Here is a 22311-nt window from a genome sequence, read left to right on the forward strand (position 1 = left end):
GCACGGACGGTGATAATATTCGATCGGTGCTGAGTTTTTTTGCGTACAGCTGCTGGTGTAATTTTGTGATGCACGTTACACTTTCACATCTTTTTAACGTCTTTACCGCCATCCGGCGTATCGCAGGCGATCACATTTTACGAATAATTAATTAATGACGTGATTAATCACGTTGTAACTATATAATTTCAATATGATGTGATGACAATGCGCAACATGATCGCACCGGCAGGTATCTTCTTTTCTTTTTCTTTCAGACTTGGACTATCATGAGCCAGCAACAGACCGTAAAAGGCGTCCTTTGTGCTCTCGGCGCTTACTTTATCTGGGGTATTGCCCCGGTGTATTTCAAACTGATCCAACAGGTGCCTGCGGATGAGATCCTGACACACCGGATTATCTGGTCATTCTTTTTTATGATCCTGCTGATCACCGTGTCACGCCAGTGGCCGCGTATCCGCCAGATTATCCGCCAGCCGAAGAAAATCATGATCCTCGCGCTGACCGCCTGTATTATCGCCTCAAACTGGCTGATCTATATCTGGGCGGTGAACCACAACCATATGCTGGAAGCGAGCCTCGGGTACTTTATTAACCCGCTGGTGAATGTGCTGTTCGGGATGCTCTTTCTCGGTGAGCGTTTCCGCCGCCTGCAATGGTTTGCGGTGTGTCTCGCCTTTACCGGCGTGCTGATCCAGCTCTGGCAGTTCGGCACCGTGCCGGTGATCGGGCTGAGTCTGGCCATGACATTCGGTCTGTATGGTCTGCTGCGTAAAAAGCTGGGGGTGGATGCCCAGGCCGGTATGCTGGTGGAAACCCTGTGGCTGCTGCCGGTTGCCGGTATTTATCTGCTTTTCTTTGCCAACAGCGCCACCAGCAATATGACCATGAACAGCCTGACGCTGAATCTGCTGCTGATTGCCGCCGGGATTATCACCACCGTGCCGCTGCTGCTGTTTACTGAGGCCGCTAATCATCTGCGTCTCTCCACGCTCGGCTTCTTCCAGTACATCGGCCCGACCCTGATGTTTGTGCTGGCGACCACCGCGTATGGCGAGGCCATTTCCGCCGAACGGCTGATCACGTTCGCCTTTATCTGGGCAGGGCTGATTGTCTTTACCCTGGATGCGCTGTACACCCAGCGACACCGCTACAAAAAAGCGTGATATCCTGTAAGACAGCGCCGGATGTGCCGGTGCTGTCACCGGGAGGATAACGATGGACTGGATCACGCATCATCTGGCGGTACTGCACGACCACCCGCTCTGGCTGCTGGCCATTCTGTTTGTTATCGCCCTGAGCAAATCCACGATTATTCTTTCCTCCGTCCTGCCGCCCGCCTCGGTCATGCTGATGACGGTGGTAACGCTGGCATTTCCGGTCGTTCCGGTGGTGATTATCTGGCTGGTAATTACGCTGGGTGCCGCTTGTGGTTCGATGATTTCGTATTATCTGGGGCGTCTGATTGTCACCCGCAACTATTTTCCCGGGCTGATGGCGAAATACAAAACCGCCCTCGGCAAAGCCCAGGCGCGGCTTCAGACCAGCGGGCTGCTGATCCTGTTTACCTCACGGTTTATTGCGGTGCTGCGCTATCTGATCCCGATGGCGGCCGGCTTGCTGCGTTTCACACAAACCCGCGTGCTGGTGACCTGTCTGCTGTCCGCCGGGGTCTGGACCGCCCTTTACATGCTGATTGCAAAGGGCATTGAGTTTACATTTTTCTGAGGAAGGCGGTTACAGCCAGTTCTTGCGTTTGAAATAAAGATACGGCGCGAGTGCAGCGGCAACCATCACCCCGATCGCGGCAGGATAGCCCAGCGACCAATCCAGTTCCGGCATAAATTTGAAGTTCATCCCGTAGCTGGATGCCACCAGTGTCGGCGGCAGGAACACCACGGATACCACTGAGAAGATTTTGATAATGCGGCTTTGTTCGATATTGATAAAGCCCATTGCCGCCTGCATCAGGAAGTTCACTTTCTGGAACAGGGATTCATTGTGTGGCAGCAGGGATTCGATATCGCGCAGGATCTCACGCGCCTGCTCAAGCTGATTCGCGGGCAGACGGGTACGGCGGACCAGGAAGTTCAGCGCCCGCTGCGTATCCATCAGACACAGACGGACTTTCCAGCCGATATCTTCCTGTTCAGCCAGCGCAGACAGCGCTTTATCGAACTCATCATCCTGTTTGCCTTTCATAATCGCCCGGCTGAGTGTTTCCAGATGACTGTAGATATTTTCGATTTCATCCGCGAGCTGCTCGATTTTGGTTTCAAACAGATCCAGCAGGATTTCGTAACCGTTGCCGTCCTGCATGGTCTGTTTGCGCGCGCGCATACGGTACAGACGGAATGCAGGCAGTTCCCGCTCACGCAGCGTGTATAAACGCCCGTCGCGCAGGGTAAATGCCACCGTGGAGTTTCCGGCGTGGTCGTCCGCATCTTCGTAATAGAAAAAGGAGTGGACGTGCAGACCGTCATCGTCCTCAAAGAAACGCGCGGAGGCTTCGATATCATCCAGTTCTGGGCTGGTTGCCAGTTCCTGGTTGAACTGGGTCTGGATCAGCTGCCGTTCATGCTCTTCCGGTTCCGAAATATCCACCCACAGCGCATCTGTCAGGGCGTCGCCCTCTTCTAAATCAAGACGTTGCAAACGCTTATTATCAACTTTAAATGCGCTCAGCATGGTGTGCGGCCTCCGGAAACGAAAGGAAAAGAAAAAGTGTGCGCATGTTATGCGCAGATGAAAAAGAGTGTCAACCGGTTATTCCCCGGTTAACACTTTACTCTGCGGGAAATCAGGGTTTTTCCAGTTTGGCGTAGGAGGCCACCAGCCATTTGATCCCTTCACCCTGGAAAGCTATTTGTAAGCGGGTATGCTCACCGTTGCCTTCCATATTGATGATAGTGCCCTCGCCGAATTTCGGATGACGAACACGCTGCCCGAGAGTGTAACCACTGTCATTGGCGGTGATCGGTGTGCCGAGCCGCTGATGGTTGACCGGGCGGGATACGGTGGCACGCAGGCGCACTTCCTCCACACACTCCGGCGGCAACTCACCGATAAAACGGGATGGCCGGTGATACACTTCTTTGCCGTACAGACGGCGGGTTTCGGCATAGGTCAGGGTCAGTTTCTGCATGGCGCGGGTCACGCCGACATAGGCCAGCCGCCGCTCCTCTTCGAGACGACCGCTCTCTTCCATCGACATCATGCCCGGGAACATGCCCTCTTCCACCCCGACGATAAAGACCTGCGGAAACTCCAGCCCTTTGGCGGAGTGCAGTGTCATCAGCTGGACGGCATCCTGATAGCGGTCCGCCTGACCTTCGCCGGATTCCAGCGCGGCGTGGGACAGAAATGCCTGTAACGGCGTCAGCCCTTCATCAGCATCCTGATAGCTGAACTGATTGGTTGCGGTCACCAGTTCCTCTAAGTTTTCGATCCGCGCCTGGGCTTTTTCCCCTTTTTCCTGCTCGTAGTGTGCCCGCAGACCGGAATCGCGGATCACGCGGTCAGTCTGCACATGCAGCGGCATGCCATCGGTTTCCTGTGCCAGCAGATTGATCAGTTCGAGGAAACGTCCCAGCGCGGAGGCAGCGCGTCCCGCCAGTGCTTTTTCTTCCAGCAGCACACCGCAGCTTTCCCAGAGGGTCAGTTCCCGCTCACGGGCAGTCTGACGCACCACGTCCAGTGTGCGGTCGCCGATCCCGCGTGTCGGGGTGTTCACCACGCGCTCAAATGCGGCATCGTCATGACGGTTTGAAATCAGGCGCAGATACGCGAGTGCATCTTTGATTTCCTGGCGCTCGAAGAAGCGCTGACCGCCGTAAATACGGTACGGTAATGCAGCCTGTAACAGTGCCTCTTCCTGTAAACGGGACTGGGCGTTGCTGCGGTAAAGAATAGCGCAGTCCGCCAGCGCACCGCCGTTCTCATGCCACTGTTTAATGCGCCCGACCACATAGCGTGCTTCATCCAGATCATTAAAGGCACAATACAGGGAGATAGGTTCGCCGTCCTCGCCGTCCGTCCAGAGGTTTTTCCCCAGCCGGTCGCTGTTGTGCGAGATCAGGGCGTTCGCCGCTTTCAGGATATTATTGGTGGAACGGTAATTTTGTTCGAGGCGGATAGTGGTCGCGCCCGGGAAGTCTTTCAGGAAGCGCTGGATGTTTTCCACCTGTGCGCCGCGCCAGCCGTAGATAGACTGATCATCATCACCGACAATCATCACTTTGCCGGTATCACCCGCCAGCATACGCACCCAGGCGTACTGGATGCTGTTGGTGTCCTGGAATTCGTCCACAAGGATATTGGTAAAACGGTCGCGGTAGTGCTGTAAAATCGCCGGTTTGTTGAGCCACAGTTCATGTGCGCGCAGCAGCAGTTCGGCGAAATCCACCAGCCCGGCACGATCACAGGCTTCCTGATACGCCTGGTAGATCCGCAGCCAGGTGGCTTCCACCGGGTTGCCGTAGCTCTCAACATGCTGAGGCCGCAGCCCCTCATCTTTTTTGCCGTTGATATACCAGCAGCCCTGCTTGGCCGGCCACTGTTTTTCATCAAGGTTCATGGCTTTGATCAGGCGGCGGATCAGGCGGATCTGGTCGTCACTGTCGAGGATCTGAAAATCCTGCGGTAATCCGGCATCAAGATGATGCGCGCGCAACAGGCGGTGTGCCAGACCGTGGAACGTTCCGATCCACATCCCCCCCTCACTGGTGCCGACCAGCTCTTCAATACGGTGACGCATTTCCGCCGCCGCTTTGTTGGTAAAGGTCACTGACATCACGGAAAACGGAGACGCATTCTCCACTGCCAGCAGCCAGGCGATACGGTGCACCAGCACCCGGGTTTTTCCGGAACCGGCACCCGCCAGCACCAGCATGTTTGAGCGGGGAGCCGCCACCGCTTCGCGCTGTTTATCATTAAGGCTTTCAAGCAGATAAGAGACGTCCATAATTTCCATCAGTGTTTTGTGCGGCAGCGCCGCGAAAGAAAAAGCGGCTTCCGGACAGCCGGATCCGGAAGAACTGGTTTTTTATACAGATAAAATTATAACAGTCCGGTTAAAGAATCCAACTGTGTAATTTCAATATGCGGCAGCAGGCGGGTTTCCGGGTCGTGATAAACATCGCGGCCGTCGAGGTTGATCCAGCAGGCCTGCATACCGCTGCACAGCGCACCTTCCACATCGGTATTCAGGTTATCACCGACATGCAGAATATTTTCTGCCGGGAGAGCCAGCCGCTGCGCCGCCGTGCGGTACATATCGCAGAACGGCTTGGCGCGCCCGTCAGGACCGGCTTTGAGAATAAAAGCAAAATAGTCCGCCAGCCCGCATTTCTCCGGTTCCATATTGCCGTTGGTGATCGCCACCAGCGGGATTTTTGCCGCCAGCGCGGTCAGCGTGTCATGCGTGGACTGCGGTACATCAATACGGCTGCGCCACTGTGCAAAATGCGCCATCACCGCATCCGCCCCGGCCTGAGCACGGGCGGCGGTATAGCCGTAATGCAGGAAAAAGGTGCGCCAGGAGAGCAAACGCCAGCGGCTGACATCATGGAAAATCGCCGGCTGCTGACGACGGATCCGGTCACGGAACACATTAATATAGTCAGCCGGTAAGTCACTGAAACGCGGATCATACTGACGGATAAACGCAATGACCTCCTCCTCGGTTTTATCCATCACCGGACGATTATCATACAGCGTATCGTCAAGGTCGAACGTCATGGCGCGGACAGGTGAAAGGGGACGGTAAAAACGCATTACGGTTTTCCTCGTTTGGCCCGCGGATGGGCAACATCATACACATTGGCAAGATGCTGAAAATCCAGATGGGTATAGATTTGCGTGGTGGACAGATTAGCATGCCCCAGCAATTCCTGCACGGCGCGCAGGTCGCCGCTGGATTCCAGAATGTGTGTCGCAAAGGAGTGGCGCAGCTTATGCGGGTTCAGATGACTGTTCAGCCCCTGATGCAGACCCCAGTATTCAAACCGTTTCTGCACATTACGCGCTGAGATCCGCTTACCGCTTTTGGTGGAGATAAATACGGCCCGGTCTTCCGGGTCATACAGTTCACGCAGCGGCAGCCAGCGTTCCAGACAAGACACCGCTGTTTTGCCGAGCGGCACTTTGCGCTCTTTGCTGCCCTTCCCCAGCACCCGTACTTCACCGGTGGCCAGATCAAAATCCCCGGTATTCAGCCCGACCAGTTCAGATAGACGCAACCCTGCGCCATACATCACTTCCAGCATGGTACGGTCACGCACGGTCAGCGGATCATTACTGCTGATATCCATCAGCCGGGCAATGTCATCCACATCCATATTTTTCGGCAAATGCCGCCCCTGTTTCGGGGCACTGACCGCTTTCGCCGGATTAGCGGGCAGCAGGCCGTTACTGACCTGCCAGTCAAGAAATGAGCGCAGGGCAGAAAGACGCAGCGCCAGACTGGCGGGCTGCAGCCCGTTGCGGCGGCTTTTTGCAGCCAGCATCCGCACGGTTGCCGGTTCCAGCTGTGCCCAGCTGCGGAGTTTGCTGCTGACCATCATGTCCGCCAGCGTGGTGAGCTGACGGCGGTAATTGGTAATCGTGACCGGACTTAACCGGCGCTCCACCCGCAGATACTGCAGAAACTGCTCTGCCGTGACCAGCAGGTCATCCGCCGTGCTGTCTGTCATGCCAGTTCCACCCAGCGTTGCAGCAGCTGCGGCAGGAAATACGCGATATGTTCCAGCATCGCAGTGCCCATATCCTTCTGATAGTGCTGCTTATCACGGCTGACAAAAATCACCACACCGAGATCATGCTGTCCGCCCAGCAGCGATACCGCCGCTGAGCCGACAAACGCACTGTCCGGCAGCAGCAGCTGAATTTCAGGGGCCGTCAGCTGCCCGAGATAATGGTTGTGGTCACCGAAACGGGAGAGGCGGATGGTTTCAAAGTGTGCGCGGGACAAGGCCAGATCCTGATGACGGAATGGCGCGCCCAGCCGCCAGCTGTCGGTAAACAGACGGATTTTGGCATGGCTGAGTTTCAGCCCTTTCGCCCACTGATTCAGGCGTTCGGAAAAATCATCAAGAGAAGTGGCAGCGGACAATGACGCCAGCAGTTTCAGCAGACGTGAAAACAGGTGCTCATTTTCACGGGCCTGTACCATCAGCTGCATCAGATCACCGGTCAATGTGCCGATCCGCTCACGCTGGCGTCCGAGCTGCCATTCCACCAGCGAGATCGCACCTTTTACCGGGTGCGGGATGGTCATCTCCGTGAGCTGCGCGGCATTGCGGATGAAAAAATCCGGATGTGCTTTCAGATACGCCAGCACTGTCGCATCATCCGGCTCTCCGGAAGCGGCGAATACCGCGGTATCCTGTTGACTGTCCATTGCTATTTATCCTCTTTATGATGATTAAAGATGGATAACACCATCATATACATGCGTGGCCGGGCCGGTCATAAACAGGGGTTTTCCCTCCCCTTCCCAGCTGATAAACAGAGTGCCGCCGGGTAAATCCACCTGTACATTCTCTGCCAGCAACCCCTGGCGGATCCCGACAGAGACCGCCGCGCAGGCACCGCTGCCGCAGGCCTGTGTTTCACCGACACCGCGCTCATACACCCGCAGACGGATATGGTCACGCGACAGGATCTGCATAAAGCCGATGTTTGCCCGTTCCGGGAAACGCTCGTGGCTTTCCAGAACAGGGCCGATAACCTCAACTTCCGCCGTTTCCGTACTTTCCACCTGGATAACACAGTGCGGATTGCCCATCGACACCACACCACACAGAACAGTGCGTTCGGCGGCGCGGATAATATAGGTTTTCTCTTCTTTGACCGCACGGAACGGTACCAGCGCCGGTTCAAACACCGGCACACCCATGTTCACGCGGACATTATCATCATCGGCGATCGTGAGCACCATACGCCCGGATTGCGTGCTGACACGGATATCCCGCTTGTTGGTCAGCCCTTTCAGGCGGACAAACCGGGCAAAACAGCGTGCGCCGTTACCGCACTGCGCCACTTCACTGCCGTCAGCGTTAAAGATGCGGTAGTGAAAATCCAGTTCCGGGTCATAGGGGGCCTCCACCACCAGCAGCTGATCAAAGCCGACACCGGTGTGCCGGTCTGCCAGACGGCAGATAAGCTCCGGAGAAAAATAGATATTCTGGGTGACGGCGTCCACCACCATAAAATCATTACCCAGGCCGTGCATTTTGGTGAACTGCATGTTCAGATCCTGTTTGCGCCTCAGTAACCGGGAGTTATCCGGTGATCATTTTTGCGTTTTGCCGGTCTCAGCGTTGTCAGCCGGCACAGCAGACTGCTCTGCGGCAGGAGCGCTTTTCGCGGCGGCAGGCTCTTCCGGCGGGAAGTAAAGCGGGCCTTTCAGTCCGCAGCCGGACAGGGTCAGCAGCATCACGGCGGATACCGCACAGATCATTTTTTTCTTCATTTACAGTCATGCCTGTTAATCATCAGTCAATACCCTCTATAATCGCAGTTAGATGTCGAAAAGCAAATAGGAAATGACAATGAACGATACAGAATTTCATCAGACAGCGGATACACTGCTGCAGGATATTGAAGCAAAATTAGATGATTACGACGGCGATGCGGATATTGACTGCGAAACCAACGGCGGCGTGATGACACTGAGTTTTGAAAACGGCTCAAAAATTATCATCAACAAGCAGGAAGCATTTCATCAGATCTGGCTGGCGGCGCGCAACGGCGGCTATCATTTTGATCTGAAATCAGATAAATGGATTTGTGACCGCAGCGGCGGCGAGCTGTTTACCATGCTGGCACAGGCCATCAGCGAGCAGAGCGGCGAACCGTTCAGCTTCTGAAAATCAGACTGACGGCACAGAGCCTGTGCCGTCGCATGTCAGCCGCGTTGCCCGGCGGCCTGGTACTGTAACGGCCGGACATCCGCCCGGAAATCCGGATACGGGGTATCACGCGGCTCTTCCGTGACCGGCGGGGAGAACATCGTGCTGTGGAACGGCGTGACCTGTGTTTTACCGTCCGTTTTCAGGATTTGATAAAACTGCGGCAGATTAAAATTGATAAAACTGGCACCGTATGTAAAGCGGTCATGGGAAGAGGAATAGAACCGGCTGACATCCCGGATCAGATCTTCTTTACTGCCTTCACAGCCGGAATAGATTTCCACCCGGTTTGATTCATCCAGCACATAAATATTGAAGCCGTTATCATCACGGTTTTCAAAGAAGAACTGAATAATCCCCTCGCTGGCATAGCCGTCCACCACATCCGGCAGATGACCGGTTTCCGTACTGATTTTCACCGGAAACCCGCGCAGCTTGTTGTTGGAAATCGCGCCGTAAAATTCCACGGCATTTTCCAGTTTCTGCACCGAGACGTTAAGGCGCTCAAAGAACAGCCCCCAGGTCTGACCGGCCAGGCGCAGCGCCTTAAAGCGGCCCGGATCCTGACGGTTGGTGGTCAGGCGCAGCTCAATACATTCGGAAACCAGCTGGCGGATGCGGGTACTGAGCAGCCCGCGCAGATGGCGGCTGTAGCAGAACACTTCCACGCCTGACGGTGGTGCGGCATCCTGGTGCATCTTGCCGAGAATGGTTTTCAGTGCTTCCAGCACAGATTGCTCACCGCTGAAATGCAGTGTGCGCACTTCATTCCAGGAGTTGCGGTACAGCAGATCAATACTGCCGACCAGGCATTTCTGCTCCTGACCGAAGCTGAACACATCCAGCTTACTCATATCGAAATGCACGACCTGCTCGGCGAAACCGGCGGTCGGATCCTGCTCCAGATTGACAATAATCGCCAGATGGCGGATTTCACACGGGCTGTACAGCGCACGCGGGGTCGGGGCCGGCAGACGGATAGGGAAATTCTGTGATACATCATGCACCAGCTCGTGCAGTTTCTGTTCGTCGCAGTGCGACTCACCGTTATGAATATAGACGCGGGTTCTGTCTGTCAGCAGGCCGTTGAAGTAAGTCCAGGAAACCAGCTTATTCAGATAGCGGTTATATTCCAGCGGCTGATGGCCGATGATGGTATGGATTGTCGGCGCCTGATTATACAGATACCAGCCGCTGCGGTTGGCCCGGCCCGGCGGGACATAGATAAAGGTCAGATTCTCTTCTGACAGATCCGGTGAAATCTGCGGGTTGACCAGGGTGACTTTCCCGGGCAGTGCCTCGAACGCGGCATACAGTTTCCGTGTCAGCACGCCGATATCCTGCGGGCTGGCACTGACACTCAGATTATTACGGCGTGCAAAGCGGATAAGGTTGCGGTAGCTCTGCATCATGGTATCGAGCAGCTCATTATGTGCATCCCGCACCTGCTCAATTTTCCACGAATTCCGGCGATCCAGCACCGCCAGCCGTTCCGGGGACCATCCCCAGCCTTTCACCATCTCAGACAGCACCTGACAGCGCCAGCCGCAGCAACCGCAGGAGGCGCGTTCACTGACATCCGCAGGCGGTTTCTCACAGACTTTCAGGTAGAAACAGCGGCGGATCAGATCAAGACGGGTTTCGTCATTGATAGCTTTCAGGTAACGGGTGACGCGGTCGAGCATCATCGCGTACGCATCCAGGCCGTGGTGAACAATCTCACCGGCATGCAGATGCTTTTTAAACTCGGTCGCCAGAAGCTGCCCGTTCGGGTAATCCCACGAGTACGCTTCCAGCAGTAAACTTTTGATCACGGCTTTATACGGGGAATCCACACTCTTATAAAGCTGCCACAGGCTGGCACCGAAATACTCTTCCGCCGACAGTTCGCCCAGTCCGCCCAGATCCAGCCACTCGTTCGGGGTTAAGACACCCTGCGCATAAAGGGAAAGAACATATTCATCATAGTGATGTTCTTCTTCTGCAGGAACCATGGTCCACAGCAGGCGCTTACCGGCCATCCGCACGGCGGTCCGGTAAAATTCATCAAGCAGTAAAATATGCTGAGTTGAGCCGCAGTCCTCACCGTTGAGGCTGCCGCTGGCATTATGACGGAAACGGTTTTCATCAATCAGGAAGAAGGTGACATCGATACCTTTTGCCGCCGCCCATTCTTCAATCAGTGTGCATTTGCGGCGCAGATTTTGTTTTTCATCGTGATCAAGCCAGGACTGATGACAGACCCAGATATCGAGATCAGAAGAGTGGCTTTGCCCGACAGATGAGGTACTGCCCATGGAATAAATACCGGTGATCGGCAATTCCCCGCCGGTATTGCATGGCAGGCCCCCGCCGTGCTGACGGGAAAACTCCGCCAGCCAGTGTGACTGGTCATCATCGGACGCCCAGAAACAGACACCGTGCGGTACATTACCCGGCACATAGCCCGGCATATCCGGATGGTGATGATGCAACAGTACCGGCAACAGACTGTACACATCTTTAAACGCACGACTCATCCCGATGGTCGCGCGCTCTGATCTGAGCTGATTTATTGCATCCAAACGCTGCTTGAGTGTTTCAATATAAAGATACAAAGGATTCGCCTGATTTTATTTCATGTAACTGGAAACGACCTGATGTCCGGCTTTATACGTATATGAATACAGACTGATAATGTAATGCTGAAAAATGATAAGAATCGAACCAAAGTTAAATTGCCGGAAACGTGATCAATCTAACACCTTCGGGACAAAGGGTAAAGCTTCGCACTAAAAAAGGCACGATTACACAAAGTTGTTATCACCCGGATAACTAGTTGTAAAATATATATTTTCGTTGAAAATCACCGTGATACACACAAAAAATCTAAGGAAATATCCGGGAAATTCTGCGCGCACCTGTTTTTGCCTGTTTTTTAACCAAAAATGTAATGCGGCTTACTCATACCGGGTGTGTTCATTTATTTTAATTATGCTATGAAATAGTTATTTAAATTAAACCTGATTAATTAATATATTTCTTATAATTACAAAATATTTTTATTATTTAAAATATGTTTTAATTATTTACTGACAGATACCGGCCGCCGGACTGAGACTATTTATTCCTGATCGTCTTTTTTCGTTGTTATCTGCCGGGCAGGTCTCGTCACGTAACTGGAAAAATAATCAGCAAAATGATAAAACAAAGGCAGTTTTTCTTATTTTTCCGGCCGGGTTTCGCCTGAAAAACACCGGATAAAAAGACAAGGATCCCTGACAATTATCATGACCACTCACTCTCTGCGTATTGCCACCCGCCAAAGCCCGCTTGCACTGTGGCAGGCTGAATTTGTCAAACAGGAACTGGAACAGCATCATCCGGGACTGCACGTCGAACTCGTCCCGATGGTCACCAAAGGTGACATTATTCTCGACACGCCGCTGGCGAAAGTCGGCGGTAAAGGGCTGTTTGTCAAAGAACTGGAACTGGCATTACTGGAAAAACGGGCGGATATCGCCGTGCACTCCATGAAGGATGTCCCGGTCGATTTCCCGGACGGACTGGGGTTAGTCACTATCTGTGAACGGGAAGATCCGCGCGATGCTTTTGTTTCCAACCATTATGACAGTGTGGATGCCCTGCCGCCCGGCAGTATCGTCGGTACCTCCAGTCTGCGCCGTCAGTGCCAGCTGCGCGAACGCCGTCCTGATCTGGTGATCCGCGATCTGCGCGGCAATGTCGGTACCCGGCTGGGCAAACTGGATAACGGCGACTATGACGCGATTATCCTGGCCGTTGCCGGGCTGAAACGCCTGAAACTGGATGAACGCATCCGCTGTGCGCTGCCGCCGGAAGAGTCCCTTCCCGCCGTCGGTCAGGGTGCGGTCGGGATTGAGTGCCGCCTGGATGATGAACGCACCCGCTCTTTGCTCAGCGCCCTGAATCACGCGCAGACCGATATCTGTGTCCGTGCCGAACGCGCCATGAATACCCGGCTGGAAGGGGGATGTCAGGTACCGATCGGCAGTTATGCTATCTGGCAGGGGGATAAAATCTGGCTGCGTGCGCTGGTCGGCGCACCGGACGGCAGTGACATTGTCCGCGGGGAACGCCTGTGCGACCCGCAGGATGCCGCCGCTGCCGGGGTTTCTCTCGCAGAGGAGCTGCTGGATAACGGTGCGCGGGCTATCCTGACGGACGTCTATCAGGGGCACGCGCCTGCATGACCATCCTGGTCACCCGTCCCTCACCGGCCGGTGAAACCCTGGTCAGCGCCCTGCGCTCACGCGGGCAGAGAGCCCTTTCTGCCCCGCTCATCCGTATCTCCCCGGGACATGAACTGCCGCTGCTGATCGCCAAAACAGCGGCACTTTCTCCCGGAGATGCCCTTTTTCTGCTGTCAAAGAATGCGGTTTATCACGCAAATGAACAGCTTATTCAACAGAATTACCTGTGGTCTGATAAGCTTTGCTATTATGGAATTGGTCAGTCAACCGCATACTGTTTTGAACAACTGACCGGATTACCCGCCGCCTTTATGCCCGGCGGGGAAACCAGCGAGCATCTGCTGACCCTGCCGGACTTACAGGATATGACCGGCCGCCGCGCACTTTTGCTGCGCGGTAACGGCGGCAGAGAACATCTGGCACAGACGCTGCGCGCACGGGGGGCAGTGGTGGATTACTGTGAATGCTACCGCCGCGAACCCGTAAATTACGATGGCGGGGAATGTGCCCTGTTGTGGCAGCAGCAACAGGTTCAGACGCTGGTGGTGACCAGCGGCGAAATGCTGCACCTGCTGCGGCAGCTGATACCGCCCGCGCACCTCGGCTGGCTGCTGCAATGCCGGATTATTGTTGTCAGTGACAGACTGGCAGCTATCGCACAATCACTGGGCTGGCAGAAAATTGATGTCGCCGCCGGTGCAGATAATGAAGCCTTACTTCAGGCTCTTCAATGAACAGACATGGGATGCCACGAATGACGGAACACGAGAAAAAACCCGGATCGGCCGATGTACCTGAAACACAGGATGCCGTAACCAATACCGATCCGCAGGCAGAGAAAAAAGACACGGCTGCCGGGAAAAAAGCGGCCGCGAAAAACGTCACTGATAAAGCAGCGTCTGAGAAGAAGCAGGCGGAGACGCCGGCTGCTGACAGTAAACCGGCAGATACCACAGCAAAACCGGCACCGGAAGCCCCGCAGCCCCGGAAAACCCCGCCGGCAGCTGAGGAAAAACAACCGGCCGGTTTTCTGCTCGGTGCGATCGCACTGGCGGTTATCCTGCTGGTCGGCGGTGGTGTCTGGTATGCCTCGCAGGCCGGTACACAAGCTCTGTCAAAAGACCTGGCAGCAGAAAATGCACAGCTGAAATCTCAGGTGGCGCAGTTGCAGCAGACGCAACAGCAGACACAAAAACAGATGCAGGAATTTAAGGAATTTATCGCGCGGCAGTCTGCACTCAGCACACAGCAGCAGCAACAGGAAGCCGCCCTGAAACACGAGCTGGAGTTACTGCGCAGCCGTATCACCGTGCTGTCGAGTACCGATGTGAAAAGCTGGCTGCTGGCTCAGGCGGATTTCCTGGTCAAAATGGCAGAACGTAAATTGTGGAATGACCAGGACGTGGTCACCGCCATGGTGCTGCTGAAAAATGCCGATGCCAGCCTCGCCGAAATGAATGACCCGAGTCTGCTGGATGTGCGCACCGCGCTGCGTAATGATATTACGGCACTGTCCGCCGTCAGTCAGATCGATTTTGACGGCACAATCCTGCGTCTGAACCAGCTTGCCGGTCAGGTGGATAATCTGCGTCTGGATGACGGCAGCCGTGACGGTGCGCCGATGGACAGCAGTGACAGTGAAGGGCTGACGTCTTCGGTTGCGGACTGGCGCACTAACCTGACCAAAAGCTGGAAAGGGTTTATGAGTGATTTCATCACCATCCGCCGCCGTGACAACACCTCGGCTCCGCTGCTGGCTCCGAATCAGGACATTTATGTCCGTGAGAATATCCGCGCCCAGTTACTGATCGCCGCTCAGGCGGTGCCGCGTCACCAGGAAGAGAGCTACAAACAGTCACTGGATGCGGTCTCCACCTGGGTCCGTGCCTATTTCTCAGATAACGACCCGGCCAACACCGCCTTCCTGGCCGAAGTGGATGCCCTGGCCGCCCAGCCGATTTCAATGAGTGCGCCGGACAGCCTGACCAGCCAGCCACTGCTGGATAAACTGGTACAGACCCGTATCCGCCGTCTGCTCAACGATGAAACCCCGCCACCGGCACCGGCGGCACCGCAGCAGGCAGCACCGGCTGCTGCACCGGCGCAACCGGCAGCAGCACCGCGACAGGAGGGATAACAGATGTTTAAAGTCTTTATTCTGTTTCTTATCCTGATTGCCGGGATTATTGTCGGCCCGCTGATGGCCGGACATCAGGGTTATGTCCTGATCCAGACCAATAATTTTGATATTGAAACCAGTGTCACCGGCCTGATCATCATCTTCCTGGTACTTCAGGCGGTTCTGATGCTGCTGGGCTGGTGCTGGCGCCGCCTGAAAAACGGCAGTTCCCGCACACTCGGCTGGTTTGGCGGTCATAAACGTAACCGCGCCCGTGCGCTGACCAACGATGCGCTGCTCAAACTGGCGGAAGGGGATTTCCGGCAGGTGGAAAAATTACTGAGCCGCAGTGCGGATAACGCAGAGCAACCGCTGGTCAACTATCTGCTGGCAGCAGAAGCGGCACAGCAGCGCAGCGATAATCTCCGCGCCAATCAGTATCTGGAGCGGGCTTCCGAGCTGGCGGGGCGTCATCAGTTACCGGTGGATATCACCCGCGCCCGTATTCTGCTGAGCCGCAATGAAATTCCGGCGGCAAGAACCGCTATTGATAATCTGCTGGAAGTTGCACCACGCCATCCGGAAGTATTGCGTCTGGCGGAACAGGTGTATGCGCGCTCCGGTGCCTGGAAATCCCTGATCGCTATTCTGCCGCAGATGAAAAAATCCGGCGAATTTACGGATGAGCAGGTCGAACAGACTGAAATCCGCGCCTGGCTCGGTATGATGCAGCAGGTCGCGGATCAGGACGGCAGCGATGCACTGCGCCACTGGTGGAAGAACCTCAGCCGCCATCTGCGCCACAACCCGGAGATGGCCGTAGCGGCGGCGCAGCACTTTATCGCCGGTAATGATATGGCGGATGCCGAAGCGGTGGTGCTCGACGGACTGAAGCGTCAGAAAGATCAGCGTCTGCTGATGCTGCTGCCGCAGATCCGGACAGACAATCCGAAAGCCATCCGCAAGGTACTGAACCAGATGCAGAAGGAAGATGCGGATCAGCCGCTGCTCAACAGTACCCTCGGGCAGTTAGCCATGCAGGAAACACGCTGGGAAGATGCGGAAAAATACTTTAAATCTGCCCTGAGCAGCCGTCAGGACACGCATGATGCCGCCTGGCTGGCCGATGTGCTGGATAAGCAGAAAAAGTATGAGGAATCCGCCATGGTCCGCCGTAATGCCCTGCTCAATACCCTGACATTACCGGATGAAAAAACGCCCCGCGAATAAGTACAGGCGGGTTATTTTTTATCACACAGAGCCAATCCTGCCGGATTGGCTTTTTTATACCGGCACATCATTAAAAGGGATTGACGGAACACGTTATTGATGGCAAGAATAAGACATAAAAAAACACCTATCGCGGAACGATAGGTGCATAAAATACAATCAGGTCTACAGACGGATGGTGCCTCACTCAACGTTACGTCCTGTTGCTGATGTAAAGATTTCGGGATCTTTTACATCGATAACCCGGACAATAGGCACCGAATTTAGCTCTGCGTCATCTCCGGGTTTATGAAGCTTACGCAAACATAAGAAATGAGATGAGCATCTACACCCTGATATAATGCACAAGACGTGCCAACTTTTACGCCCTCTCAATTTCCCGCGGTTCCCGTGGGTTTATTTTTTTTATCTGCCCTTCCGCTTACCAATCACTGATGTAATTCTGTCCGCAGTGTCTCTGTTTTGCGACGCTTTATGACAGCATTATTAAAATACTTATATATCAATAGATTAAATGTCTCATTTTAACGACAAGCATTATGCTCTTTGTCGCCGGATCTATACAATATCCATAACACAATGATTTATATCGAAATTGTCAGATACCATCAATAGCGGTGGTTTCACGGAAAACGCCTATGTTTTTGTCTGCCTGAACACCCCATCAGCATCAGCACAAACGAAACAAAAATCAGCGGCGGAACGGCAGCGGGAAGAAAAGCAGGACAGGAAAAAACAGAAACCGCAGAAACGAAAAAGCCCCGCTGTAAGCGGGGCTTTCTCTGAATATGGTCGGCGAGATAGGATTCGAACCTACGACCCACTGGTCCCAAACCAGTTGCGCTACCAAGCTGCGCTACTCGCCGAAAGGCTGACTTGTCATGATGATGGTGCGAAGGGGGGGACTTGAACCCCCACGTCCGTAAGAACACTAACACCTGAAGCTAGCGCGTCTACCAATTCCGCCACCCTCGCAGGTTCATCACTACAGTCATGTTACATGTTATTAAATGGGGTGGCTAATGGGACTCGAACCCACGACGACTGGAATCACAATCCAGGGCTCTACCAACTGAGCTATAGCCACCATAACATCGCAACATTTTACTACTTACAACAACGAAATACTATACCGTAACTCTTACACGCATAATGGCGCGCCCGACAGGATTCGAACCTGAGACCTCTGCCTCCGGAGGGCAGCGCTCTATCCAGCTGAGCTACGGGCGCTTTGCGCCGTTGCGGGAGAGGATAGTACGGATTTCTCATCCGTCTGTCCAGTGCTTTTTTTCACAAATGTATTGTTTGCTCAGTCTTTGCCCGCTTTGCTGATAAAGAGAGCATTTTCCCGCAAAAAGCCGCCCGGACAGGGGCAATTATAATTTATTACCGTAGTAATAACCCAGAAATTTCAGCAGTTTTAACTGACGGCGGAAACGGGTCGGTTGTGATAGCAGGCGGTAGAGCCACTCCAGCCCCATGTTCTGCCACACCTTCGGCGCACGCTTCACATGACCGGTAAAGACGTCATACGTACCGCCCACGCCCATATACAGGGCATCCGGGTGGATCTTACGGCAGTCGCGCATAAGGATTTCCTGTTTCGGCGAGCCCATTGCCACCGTCACGATTTTTGCGCCGCTGTCGCGGATGCGCTCAAACAGGGCATCACGCTGTTCTGCGGTAAAATAACCATCCTGCGTGCCCGCCAGATTGACATTCCACTGTGCTTTCAGTTTGGCTGCGGTTTCCGCCAGCACTTCCGGCTTGCCGCCGACCAGAAACACCGGCGTGTTTTCCTGCCCGGCACGTTCCATCAGCCCTTCCCACAAATCCGCCCCGGCAATCCGCGCGACATCCGCCTGCGGGTATTTGCGACGGATAGCACGGACAATGCTGATCCCGTCCGCATACAGATATTCCGCGTTGCTCAGCAGTGTGTGCAGCGCCTCATCCTGTTCGGCAGTCATGACTTTCTCGGCATTAATGGCCACCAGTGTACCGGTTCTGACCTGCCCGTCCTTACACAGATAATCCAGAAAATGCGCCTGATTCCGGAAACCCTGAATCGGGTGGTTACGGATAGAATACTGCGGGATATTTTCCGCGCTGCCGGCATCAGAAGATAACGGTTCCATGCTAATTCCTTACGATGAAAGACGGGTGCGTTTGCCCTTGGAAATCACATAATGGCGGATAAGCCCGGCCGTTTCGAACAGCCAGTACAGTAATTTCGCCACCACCAGACAAAAGCCGAAAATAAGACAGAAAAACACCACGCGGGAAACGAATGAGTCCATTCCTTCGCGGGCCAGCACAATCATGTTAAATATCGCGCCGAAACAAAATGCATGCAGAATGGCGGCTTTGTAACGGTTTGTCTCCCGTTTACCCAGCTCATACAGCCAGTCGAACCATTTGATTATCAGCCCGACCACCACCGCACCGAGCGGGATAAACCAGAAGCCGCCCATCACTACCAGTGAGCCGATCAGGGTCGGTGATATCGCCAGTCCGGAATGGTTATTCAGCACTTCCCAGGTAAAATAGTTTGCTGCATTGAGTACGGTATCCGGCCGGTCCGGCCACAGCCAGGACGGGATAAAGACATAGAAGTCACGGATAATCGGTGCCAGCCCCTGGAACTCAATTTTGTCGTAGTTATTCAGCAGCAGGCCGAGGTTTTCCCACGGTGAGAAGGTATCGCGGGTCAGATAGAGGAACGTGTAAAACGCCTCTGCCCCGCTGACATCCAGGCTGTAGCGTTTGAGTGCCAGCCAGAACATCCCCACCACGCCGAAGACCCCGGCGCTGACCAGCATCCACAGCGAAATCCAGCCTCGCACAATGCCGATAAACAGAAACAGCGCAAACGCGATAATGATGTTGGCGCGGGTACCGCCGACAATCACATAGGTCATAATCCCGAACGCCACCGTGGTGATCAGGAAGAAAATCCAGCGCCGGAATGTCGGTTTCAGGAAGAACACCACCAGCATCGCCGGGATAAAGAAGTAGAAAAAGCGCTTTAAGGCCACGCCGGTGACCTGGCTCGAGAAAATCTGACTGTAGGTTTTCAGTTTAAACAGCAGCAGCCCGTTTTCCATAAAGAAAATACCGGCGGTCGCGACAGCAATCGCCGCCAGCAGCAGCCAGGTAAACCGGGTTTCTGTCTTGTTCATGGAAAACAGCGGTGTACCGCTGTAAACCGCGTCAGGTCTGCGCAGCCGGGTTTTATACGCCACATAATAAATGGCATAGAAACTGACTGACGCCAGCAGCGCCTGCAACAGCGCGGACGGCGGCACCACCTGCACATCAAACTGGAACACCAGCGCAAAGGTAAACGGGAAGCCGAAAAAGAAGGTCAGCAGATAGAGCATGGAGAAAAAGATATTAAAACTGAAGCGGACCCGGCGGAATTCCCGGTAGGTCAGCAGCAGAATAAAGGCCAGCGAAATAAACCAGACGGCAAACAGCCCGATGAAATCAAACTGACTCATGCCTGTTTCTCCTGCGCGGCAGCCAGTGCCTGCTCCCAGCCCTGCACAAAGTTCGGGCTGAAAAAGGCAATTTTTTCACGATCCAGCGCGAACAGCTGCTCCCGCGCCTGCGCCACCACATCCGGTGTCACATCATCACCGTAAAACAACACCGGCACCTGCTGCTCGGTCATATCCTGCCAGAACGGGTTCTGACGGCTTATCACAAACGGAATACCGAACTGGATCAGCAGACACAGTGTACCGATCCCCTGCTGGCGGTTAAAAATAAAGTAGCCGAGGTCGCATTGTTTCAGCAGATTCAGATAGATATCAAAATCCATCTTGTCTTTCAGGATCTCCGTCTGCTGCTGAGGGAACAACTGCTGTGCGAAAGCATCCACTTCGGCAATATAGTCACTGTTGTTTTCCGGATAACCCATCGGGATGATAATTTTCACCTTATCGCCGAACTGCTCATGAATGCGCGTCAGCGCCTCTTTATGGCGGTTTGAGCGGTCACCCGAGTTACCCAGCAGGATCATCATATTATCGTCACCACGCGGCTCAGGCGGCGTTAAAACCGTCAGAGAGGGATCCATCCGCGTCGGGAAATAAAGCAGGTCAGCCGGGATCTTCGGGCAGAACTGAGCAAAATAGTTTAAATCGCCGCGCGTGCCGAACACATGGCCGACCCGCTTCTGTGCCAGGCGGCGCAGATGATAAAACAGTCTGAATTTCAGCTGACGGGAATCCTCATACAGATCCGCGCCCCAGATATGCCAGTAAAACTGATGACGTTTAATTTTTCCTGACAATAATGCCAGCCAGATCAGGGCATTAAACTGACCGTGGAAGAAAAAGCGGCACTGCCGGTCACGTTTTGCTTTCGCGGTGACGGCATTCGCCAGGCTTTTTTTATCCGGCCAGACATCCAGTTCCAGGTTGGGATATTGCGCCAGAAGCTGCCCGGCGGTGGAAACAACCATAAATTCAGGCATTTCCTCACGCGGCAGCTGCGGTGCCAACACATCATTGAAGAAGCGCAGCACGGTCTGGTTATGATGCGGGATATCAGATCCTAAAACGTGAATTAAAGTTGTCATGCTCGCCTGCAATAGATCAGAAATACGCTACAACACAAAAGGAAGTAGATAATATATGTCAGCATATAGGCCTGTGCCGCGCCGACGGCACCGTGTGCCGGAATCAGCCAGTACGCGGACAGCGTCAGTAAAGCAAACTGGGTCACTTCCGTCAGGATATAAAACCGCAGTGCGGCTTTGGCAATCACCAGATAACCGAAAACGTAAGCGCCCACTTTCAGGACATCACCGACCAGCTGCCAGGCAAACAGGTCACGCATGCCGGTAAACTTATCTGTGAACAACAGCCAGATAGCAAAATCGCGCAGCAGCCAGACCATAAAGCTGGCCGCCGCCACCGCCGGTAGCACAAATTTCAGCGATTTGATGATCTCACGGCGGATATCACTTTTTGCCTGTAACCGCGATAACGTCGGCAGCAGATAGACAGAAAACGACGCGGTAATAAACTGGAGGTAGGCATCCGAAATACTGGTCACGCCGCCCCATATCCCCACTTCCTCCCAGCTGTAGCGGGAGGCCAGCAGGTTCCGCATCATGATATACGCCACCGGCAGTGTGACAGCCGTCATCAATGCCATCAGGGTGAATTTCCCCAGATGGGAGGCAATCGCCCGATCCCAGGCCGGTTTCAGCTCGGAAAGCGGGAAATGGCGGCGGCGCAGCAGCATAGCAAACGCCGGAATAATAATCAGCGCCGGCACCAGCGCAAGCCCGGCCAGTGCGCCGTCATAGCCCCACCAGCGCTGGCAGAGATAATACGCGGTGACACCGATCAGACTGCCCGAGATAAGCGCCAGCGCATTGCCGGACGCATCCCGGTATCCTTTTATAATCGCGAGAAAATAGTTGGCGTAAGCAATACCCATCTGGATAAAGGCCACCGCCGCAACAACATCCTGATAAGCGTCATTGCCGTCAAACAGTGCCATGCTGATCGGCCTGCTGAACAGCAGAAACACAATCGCCAGCAGTGTCGAGAACACCAGAATCAGGGTGGAGGACGTGCCTAATACCGCGCGGCGTTTTTCCGCATCATCACGGTGCTCGGCGATATACTTGGTCACGCCGTTAAAAATACCGGCGCCTGACAGTACTCCCAGCACCGTAATCAGCTGGCGGAAGTTCAGGGCCTGACCGATACCGGCCGGGCCAAATGTCAGCGCCATTAATTTAATGACCAGCAGCCCCGCCCCGATTTTGATCAGGGTGGAGCCGGCGGTCCAGACAGAGGCTTTGGCTAAGGACATA

General features: G+C 54.3%; 19 protein-coding genes and 4 tRNA genes. 7 read left to right on the plus strand and 16 right to left on the minus strand.

Going from position 1 to position 22311, the window contains the following annotated elements; genetic code table 11:
• Window positions 1-269 precede the first annotated feature (269 nt).
• Both rarD and N7387_RS10995 read left to right on the plus strand, forming a co-directional pair.
• Window positions 270-1166 (plus strand): EamA family transporter RarD, encoded by an 897-nt coding sequence (gene rarD, locus N7387_RS10990; protein WP_025154634.1) that lies wholly within the window; start codon window positions 270-272, stop codon window positions 1164-1166.
• Window positions 1167-1218: 52 nt separating this feature from the next.
• On the plus strand, window positions 1219-1728 hold the full coding sequence (locus tag N7387_RS10995; protein ID WP_072872209.1) for a VTT domain-containing protein: 510 nt from the start codon (window positions 1219-1221) through the stop codon (window positions 1726-1728).
• Window positions 1729-1737: 9 nt separating this feature from the next.
• Here the strand turns inward: N7387_RS10995 and corA are convergent, their stop codons facing one another.
• The 7 genes from corA to N7387_RS11030 all read right to left on the minus strand — a co-directional run bounded on the left by corA (window position 1738) and on the right by N7387_RS11030 (window position 8473).
• The gene (corA, locus tag N7387_RS11000) at window positions 1738-2688 is read right to left on the minus strand and encodes a magnesium/cobalt transporter CorA (protein WP_025154632.1); all 951 of its coding nucleotides are present in this window, start codon (window positions 2686-2688) and stop codon (window positions 1738-1740) included.
• Window positions 2689-2800: 112 nt separating this feature from the next.
• A complete protein-coding gene (uvrD, locus tag N7387_RS11005) occupies window positions 2801-4972 on the minus strand; it encodes a DNA helicase II (RefSeq protein WP_262860419.1) in 2172 nt (723 codons plus the stop codon).
• An 86-nt stretch (window positions 4973-5058) separates the two neighbouring features.
• Entirely contained in the window at window positions 5059-5775 is a 717-nt protein-coding gene (gene yigB / locus N7387_RS11010; protein WP_262868435.1) for a 5-amino-6-(5-phospho-D-ribitylamino)uracil phosphatase YigB, read from the minus strand.
• Entirely contained in the window at window positions 5775-6692 is a 918-nt protein-coding gene (gene xerC / locus N7387_RS11015) for a tyrosine recombinase XerC (protein ID WP_274371367.1), read from the minus strand. Before xerC ends, yigB begins: the two co-directional genes overlap by 1 nt.
• Window positions 6689-7399 carry a DUF484 family protein gene (locus N7387_RS11020; protein ID WP_279798923.1) on the minus strand — a complete coding sequence of 237 codons (711 nt, stop codon included), beginning with the start codon at window positions 7397-7399 and terminating at the stop codon, window positions 6689-6691. Before N7387_RS11020 ends, xerC begins: the two co-directional genes overlap by 4 nt.
• Window positions 7400-7423: 24 nt before the next feature.
• Window positions 7424-8248: a diaminopimelate epimerase gene (dapF, locus tag N7387_RS11025; RefSeq protein WP_025154627.1), complete on the minus strand. Its 825-nt coding sequence runs from the start codon at window positions 8246-8248 to the stop codon at window positions 7424-7426.
• Window positions 8249-8293: 45 nt separating this feature from the next.
• Window positions 8294-8473 (minus strand): lipoprotein, encoded by a 180-nt coding sequence (locus N7387_RS11030; RefSeq protein WP_262860423.1) that lies wholly within the window; start codon window positions 8471-8473, stop codon window positions 8294-8296.
• Window positions 8474-8552: 79 nt separating this feature from the next.
• Here N7387_RS11030 and cyaY point away from each other — a divergent pair, with 79 nt between their 5' ends.
• Window positions 8553-8870 (plus strand): iron donor protein CyaY, encoded by a 318-nt coding sequence (cyaY, locus tag N7387_RS11035; protein WP_025154625.1) that lies wholly within the window; start codon window positions 8553-8555, stop codon window positions 8868-8870.
• Between the two features lie 38 nt (window positions 8871-8908).
• On the opposite strand, the gene N7387_RS11040 is transcribed toward cyaY, so the two are convergent.
• On the minus strand, window positions 8909-11509 hold the full coding sequence (locus N7387_RS11040; RefSeq protein ID WP_279798928.1) for a class I adenylate cyclase: 2601 nt from the start codon (window positions 11507-11509) through the stop codon (window positions 8909-8911).
• A 672-nt stretch (window positions 11510-12181) separates the two neighbouring features.
• Between N7387_RS11040 and hemC the strand changes: the two genes are divergently transcribed.
• The 4 genes from hemC to N7387_RS11060 are packed head-to-tail and all read left to right on the plus strand — an operon-like array spanning window position 12182 to window position 16472.
• Window positions 12182-13123, plus strand: a complete 942-nt coding sequence (gene hemC, locus N7387_RS11045) for a hydroxymethylbilane synthase (protein WP_262860426.1) — start codon at window positions 12182-12184, stop codon at window positions 13121-13123.
• A complete protein-coding gene (gene hemD / locus N7387_RS11050) occupies window positions 13120-13857 on the plus strand; it encodes a uroporphyrinogen-III synthase (RefSeq protein WP_279798931.1) in 738 nt (245 codons plus the stop codon). Before hemC ends, hemD begins: the two co-directional genes overlap by 4 nt.
• A gap of 20 nt (window positions 13858-13877) precedes the next feature.
• Entirely contained in the window at window positions 13878-15260 is a 1383-nt protein-coding gene (gene hemX / locus N7387_RS11055; RefSeq protein WP_262883220.1) for a uroporphyrinogen-III C-methyltransferase, read from the plus strand.
• Between the two features lie 3 nt (window positions 15261-15263).
• Complete coding sequence (locus tag N7387_RS11060; RefSeq protein ID WP_262860428.1) at window positions 15264-16472, plus strand: heme biosynthesis HemY N-terminal domain-containing protein; 1209 nt, start codon at window positions 15264-15266, stop codon at window positions 16470-16472.
• Window positions 16473-17261: 789 nt separating this feature from the next.
• On the opposite strand, the gene N7387_RS11065 is transcribed toward N7387_RS11060, so the two are convergent.
• From N7387_RS11065 to wzxE, 8 genes are all read right to left on the minus strand, one after another.
• Window positions 17262-17338, minus strand: a tRNA-Pro gene (locus tag N7387_RS11065).
• Window positions 17339-17360: 22 nt separating this feature from the next.
• Window positions 17361-17447: transfer RNA gene (locus N7387_RS11070), tRNA-Leu, on the minus strand.
• Between the two features lie 36 nt (window positions 17448-17483).
• Window positions 17484-17559: transfer RNA gene (locus N7387_RS11075), tRNA-His, on the minus strand.
• 66 nt (window positions 17560-17625) lie between these two features.
• Window positions 17626-17702: transfer RNA gene (locus N7387_RS11080), tRNA-Arg, on the minus strand.
• Window positions 17703-17848: 146 nt separating this feature from the next.
• Entirely contained in the window at window positions 17849-18610 is a 762-nt protein-coding gene (gene wecG / locus N7387_RS11085) for a lipopolysaccharide N-acetylmannosaminouronosyltransferase (RefSeq protein ID WP_279798934.1), read from the minus strand.
• A 9-nt stretch (window positions 18611-18619) separates the two neighbouring features.
• Window positions 18620-19975: an ECA oligosaccharide polymerase gene (gene wzyE, locus N7387_RS11090; RefSeq protein ID WP_279798935.1), complete on the minus strand. Its 1356-nt coding sequence runs from the start codon at window positions 19973-19975 to the stop codon at window positions 18620-18622.
• Window positions 19972-21060: a TDP-N-acetylfucosamine:lipid II N-acetylfucosaminyltransferase gene (locus N7387_RS11095; RefSeq protein ID WP_279798937.1), complete on the minus strand. Its 1089-nt coding sequence runs from the start codon at window positions 21058-21060 to the stop codon at window positions 19972-19974. The genes wzyE and N7387_RS11095 overlap by 4 nt, the downstream gene beginning before the upstream one ends.
• Complete coding sequence (gene wzxE, locus N7387_RS11100; protein WP_279798938.1) at window positions 21057-22310, minus strand: lipid III flippase WzxE; 1254 nt, start codon at window positions 22308-22310, stop codon at window positions 21057-21059. Before wzxE ends, N7387_RS11095 begins: the two co-directional genes overlap by 4 nt.
• Window position 22311: the final 1 nt, after the last annotated feature.

This window comes from Morganella sp. GD04133, assembly GCF_029835375.1.
Classification (GTDB): domain Bacteria; phylum Pseudomonadota; class Gammaproteobacteria; order Enterobacterales; family Enterobacteriaceae; genus Morganella; species Morganella morganii_B.

What these genes read in the sequence shown, in the direction of transcription:
- wzyE (WP_279798935.1), bottom strand. Translation starts at nt 19,975, where the DNA reads ATGAGTCAGTTTGATTTCATCGGGCTGTTTGCCGTCTGGTTTATTTCG.
- hemD (WP_279798931.1), top strand. Translation starts at nt 13,120, where the DNA reads ATGACCATCCTGGTCACCCGTCCCTCACCGGCCGGTGAAACCCTGGTC.
- hemC (WP_262860426.1), top strand. Translation starts at nt 12,182, where the DNA reads ATGACCACTCACTCTCTGCGTATTGCCACCCGCCAAAGCCCGCTTGCA.
- N7387_RS10995 (WP_072872209.1), top strand. Translation starts at nt 1,219, where the DNA reads ATGGACTGGATCACGCATCATCTGGCGGTACTGCACGACCACCCGCTC.
- wzxE (WP_279798938.1), bottom strand. Translation starts at nt 22,310, where the DNA reads ATGTCCTTAGCCAAAGCCTCTGTCTGGACCGCCGGCTCCACCCTGATC.
- N7387_RS11020 (WP_279798923.1), bottom strand. Translation starts at nt 7,399, where the DNA reads ATGGACAGTCAACAGGATACCGCGGTATTCGCCGCTTCCGGAGAGCCG.
- rarD (WP_025154634.1), top strand. Translation starts at nt 270, where the DNA reads ATGAGCCAGCAACAGACCGTAAAAGGCGTCCTTTGTGCTCTCGGCGCT.
- hemX (WP_262883220.1), top strand. Translation starts at nt 13,878, where the DNA reads ATGACGGAACACGAGAAAAAACCCGGATCGGCCGATGTACCTGAAACA.
- uvrD (WP_262860419.1), bottom strand. Translation starts at nt 4,972, where the DNA reads ATGGAAATTATGGACGTCTCTTATCTGCTTGAAAGCCTTAATGATAAA.
- xerC (WP_274371367.1), bottom strand. Translation starts at nt 6,692, where the DNA reads ATGACAGACAGCACGGCGGATGACCTGCTGGTCACGGCAGAGCAGTTT.
- yigB (WP_262868435.1), bottom strand. Translation starts at nt 5,775, where the DNA reads ATGCGTTTTTACCGTCCCCTTTCACCTGTCCGCGCCATGACGTTCGAC.
- wecG (WP_279798934.1), bottom strand. Translation starts at nt 18,610, where the DNA reads ATGGAACCGTTATCTTCTGATGCCGGCAGCGCGGAAAATATCCCGCAG.
- N7387_RS11095 (WP_279798937.1), bottom strand. Translation starts at nt 21,060, where the DNA reads ATGACAACTTTAATTCACGTTTTAGGATCTGATATCCCGCATCATAAC.
- dapF (WP_025154627.1), bottom strand. Translation starts at nt 8,248, where the DNA reads ATGCAGTTCACCAAAATGCACGGCCTGGGTAATGATTTTATGGTGGTG.
- N7387_RS11030 (WP_262860423.1), bottom strand. Translation starts at nt 8,473, where the DNA reads ATGAAGAAAAAAATGATCTGTGCGGTATCCGCCGTGATGCTGCTGACC.
- N7387_RS11060 (WP_262860428.1), top strand. Translation starts at nt 15,264, where the DNA reads ATGTTTAAAGTCTTTATTCTGTTTCTTATCCTGATTGCCGGGATTATT.
- cyaY (WP_025154625.1), top strand. Translation starts at nt 8,553, where the DNA reads ATGAACGATACAGAATTTCATCAGACAGCGGATACACTGCTGCAGGAT.
- corA (WP_025154632.1), bottom strand. Translation starts at nt 2,688, where the DNA reads ATGCTGAGCGCATTTAAAGTTGATAATAAGCGTTTGCAACGTCTTGAT.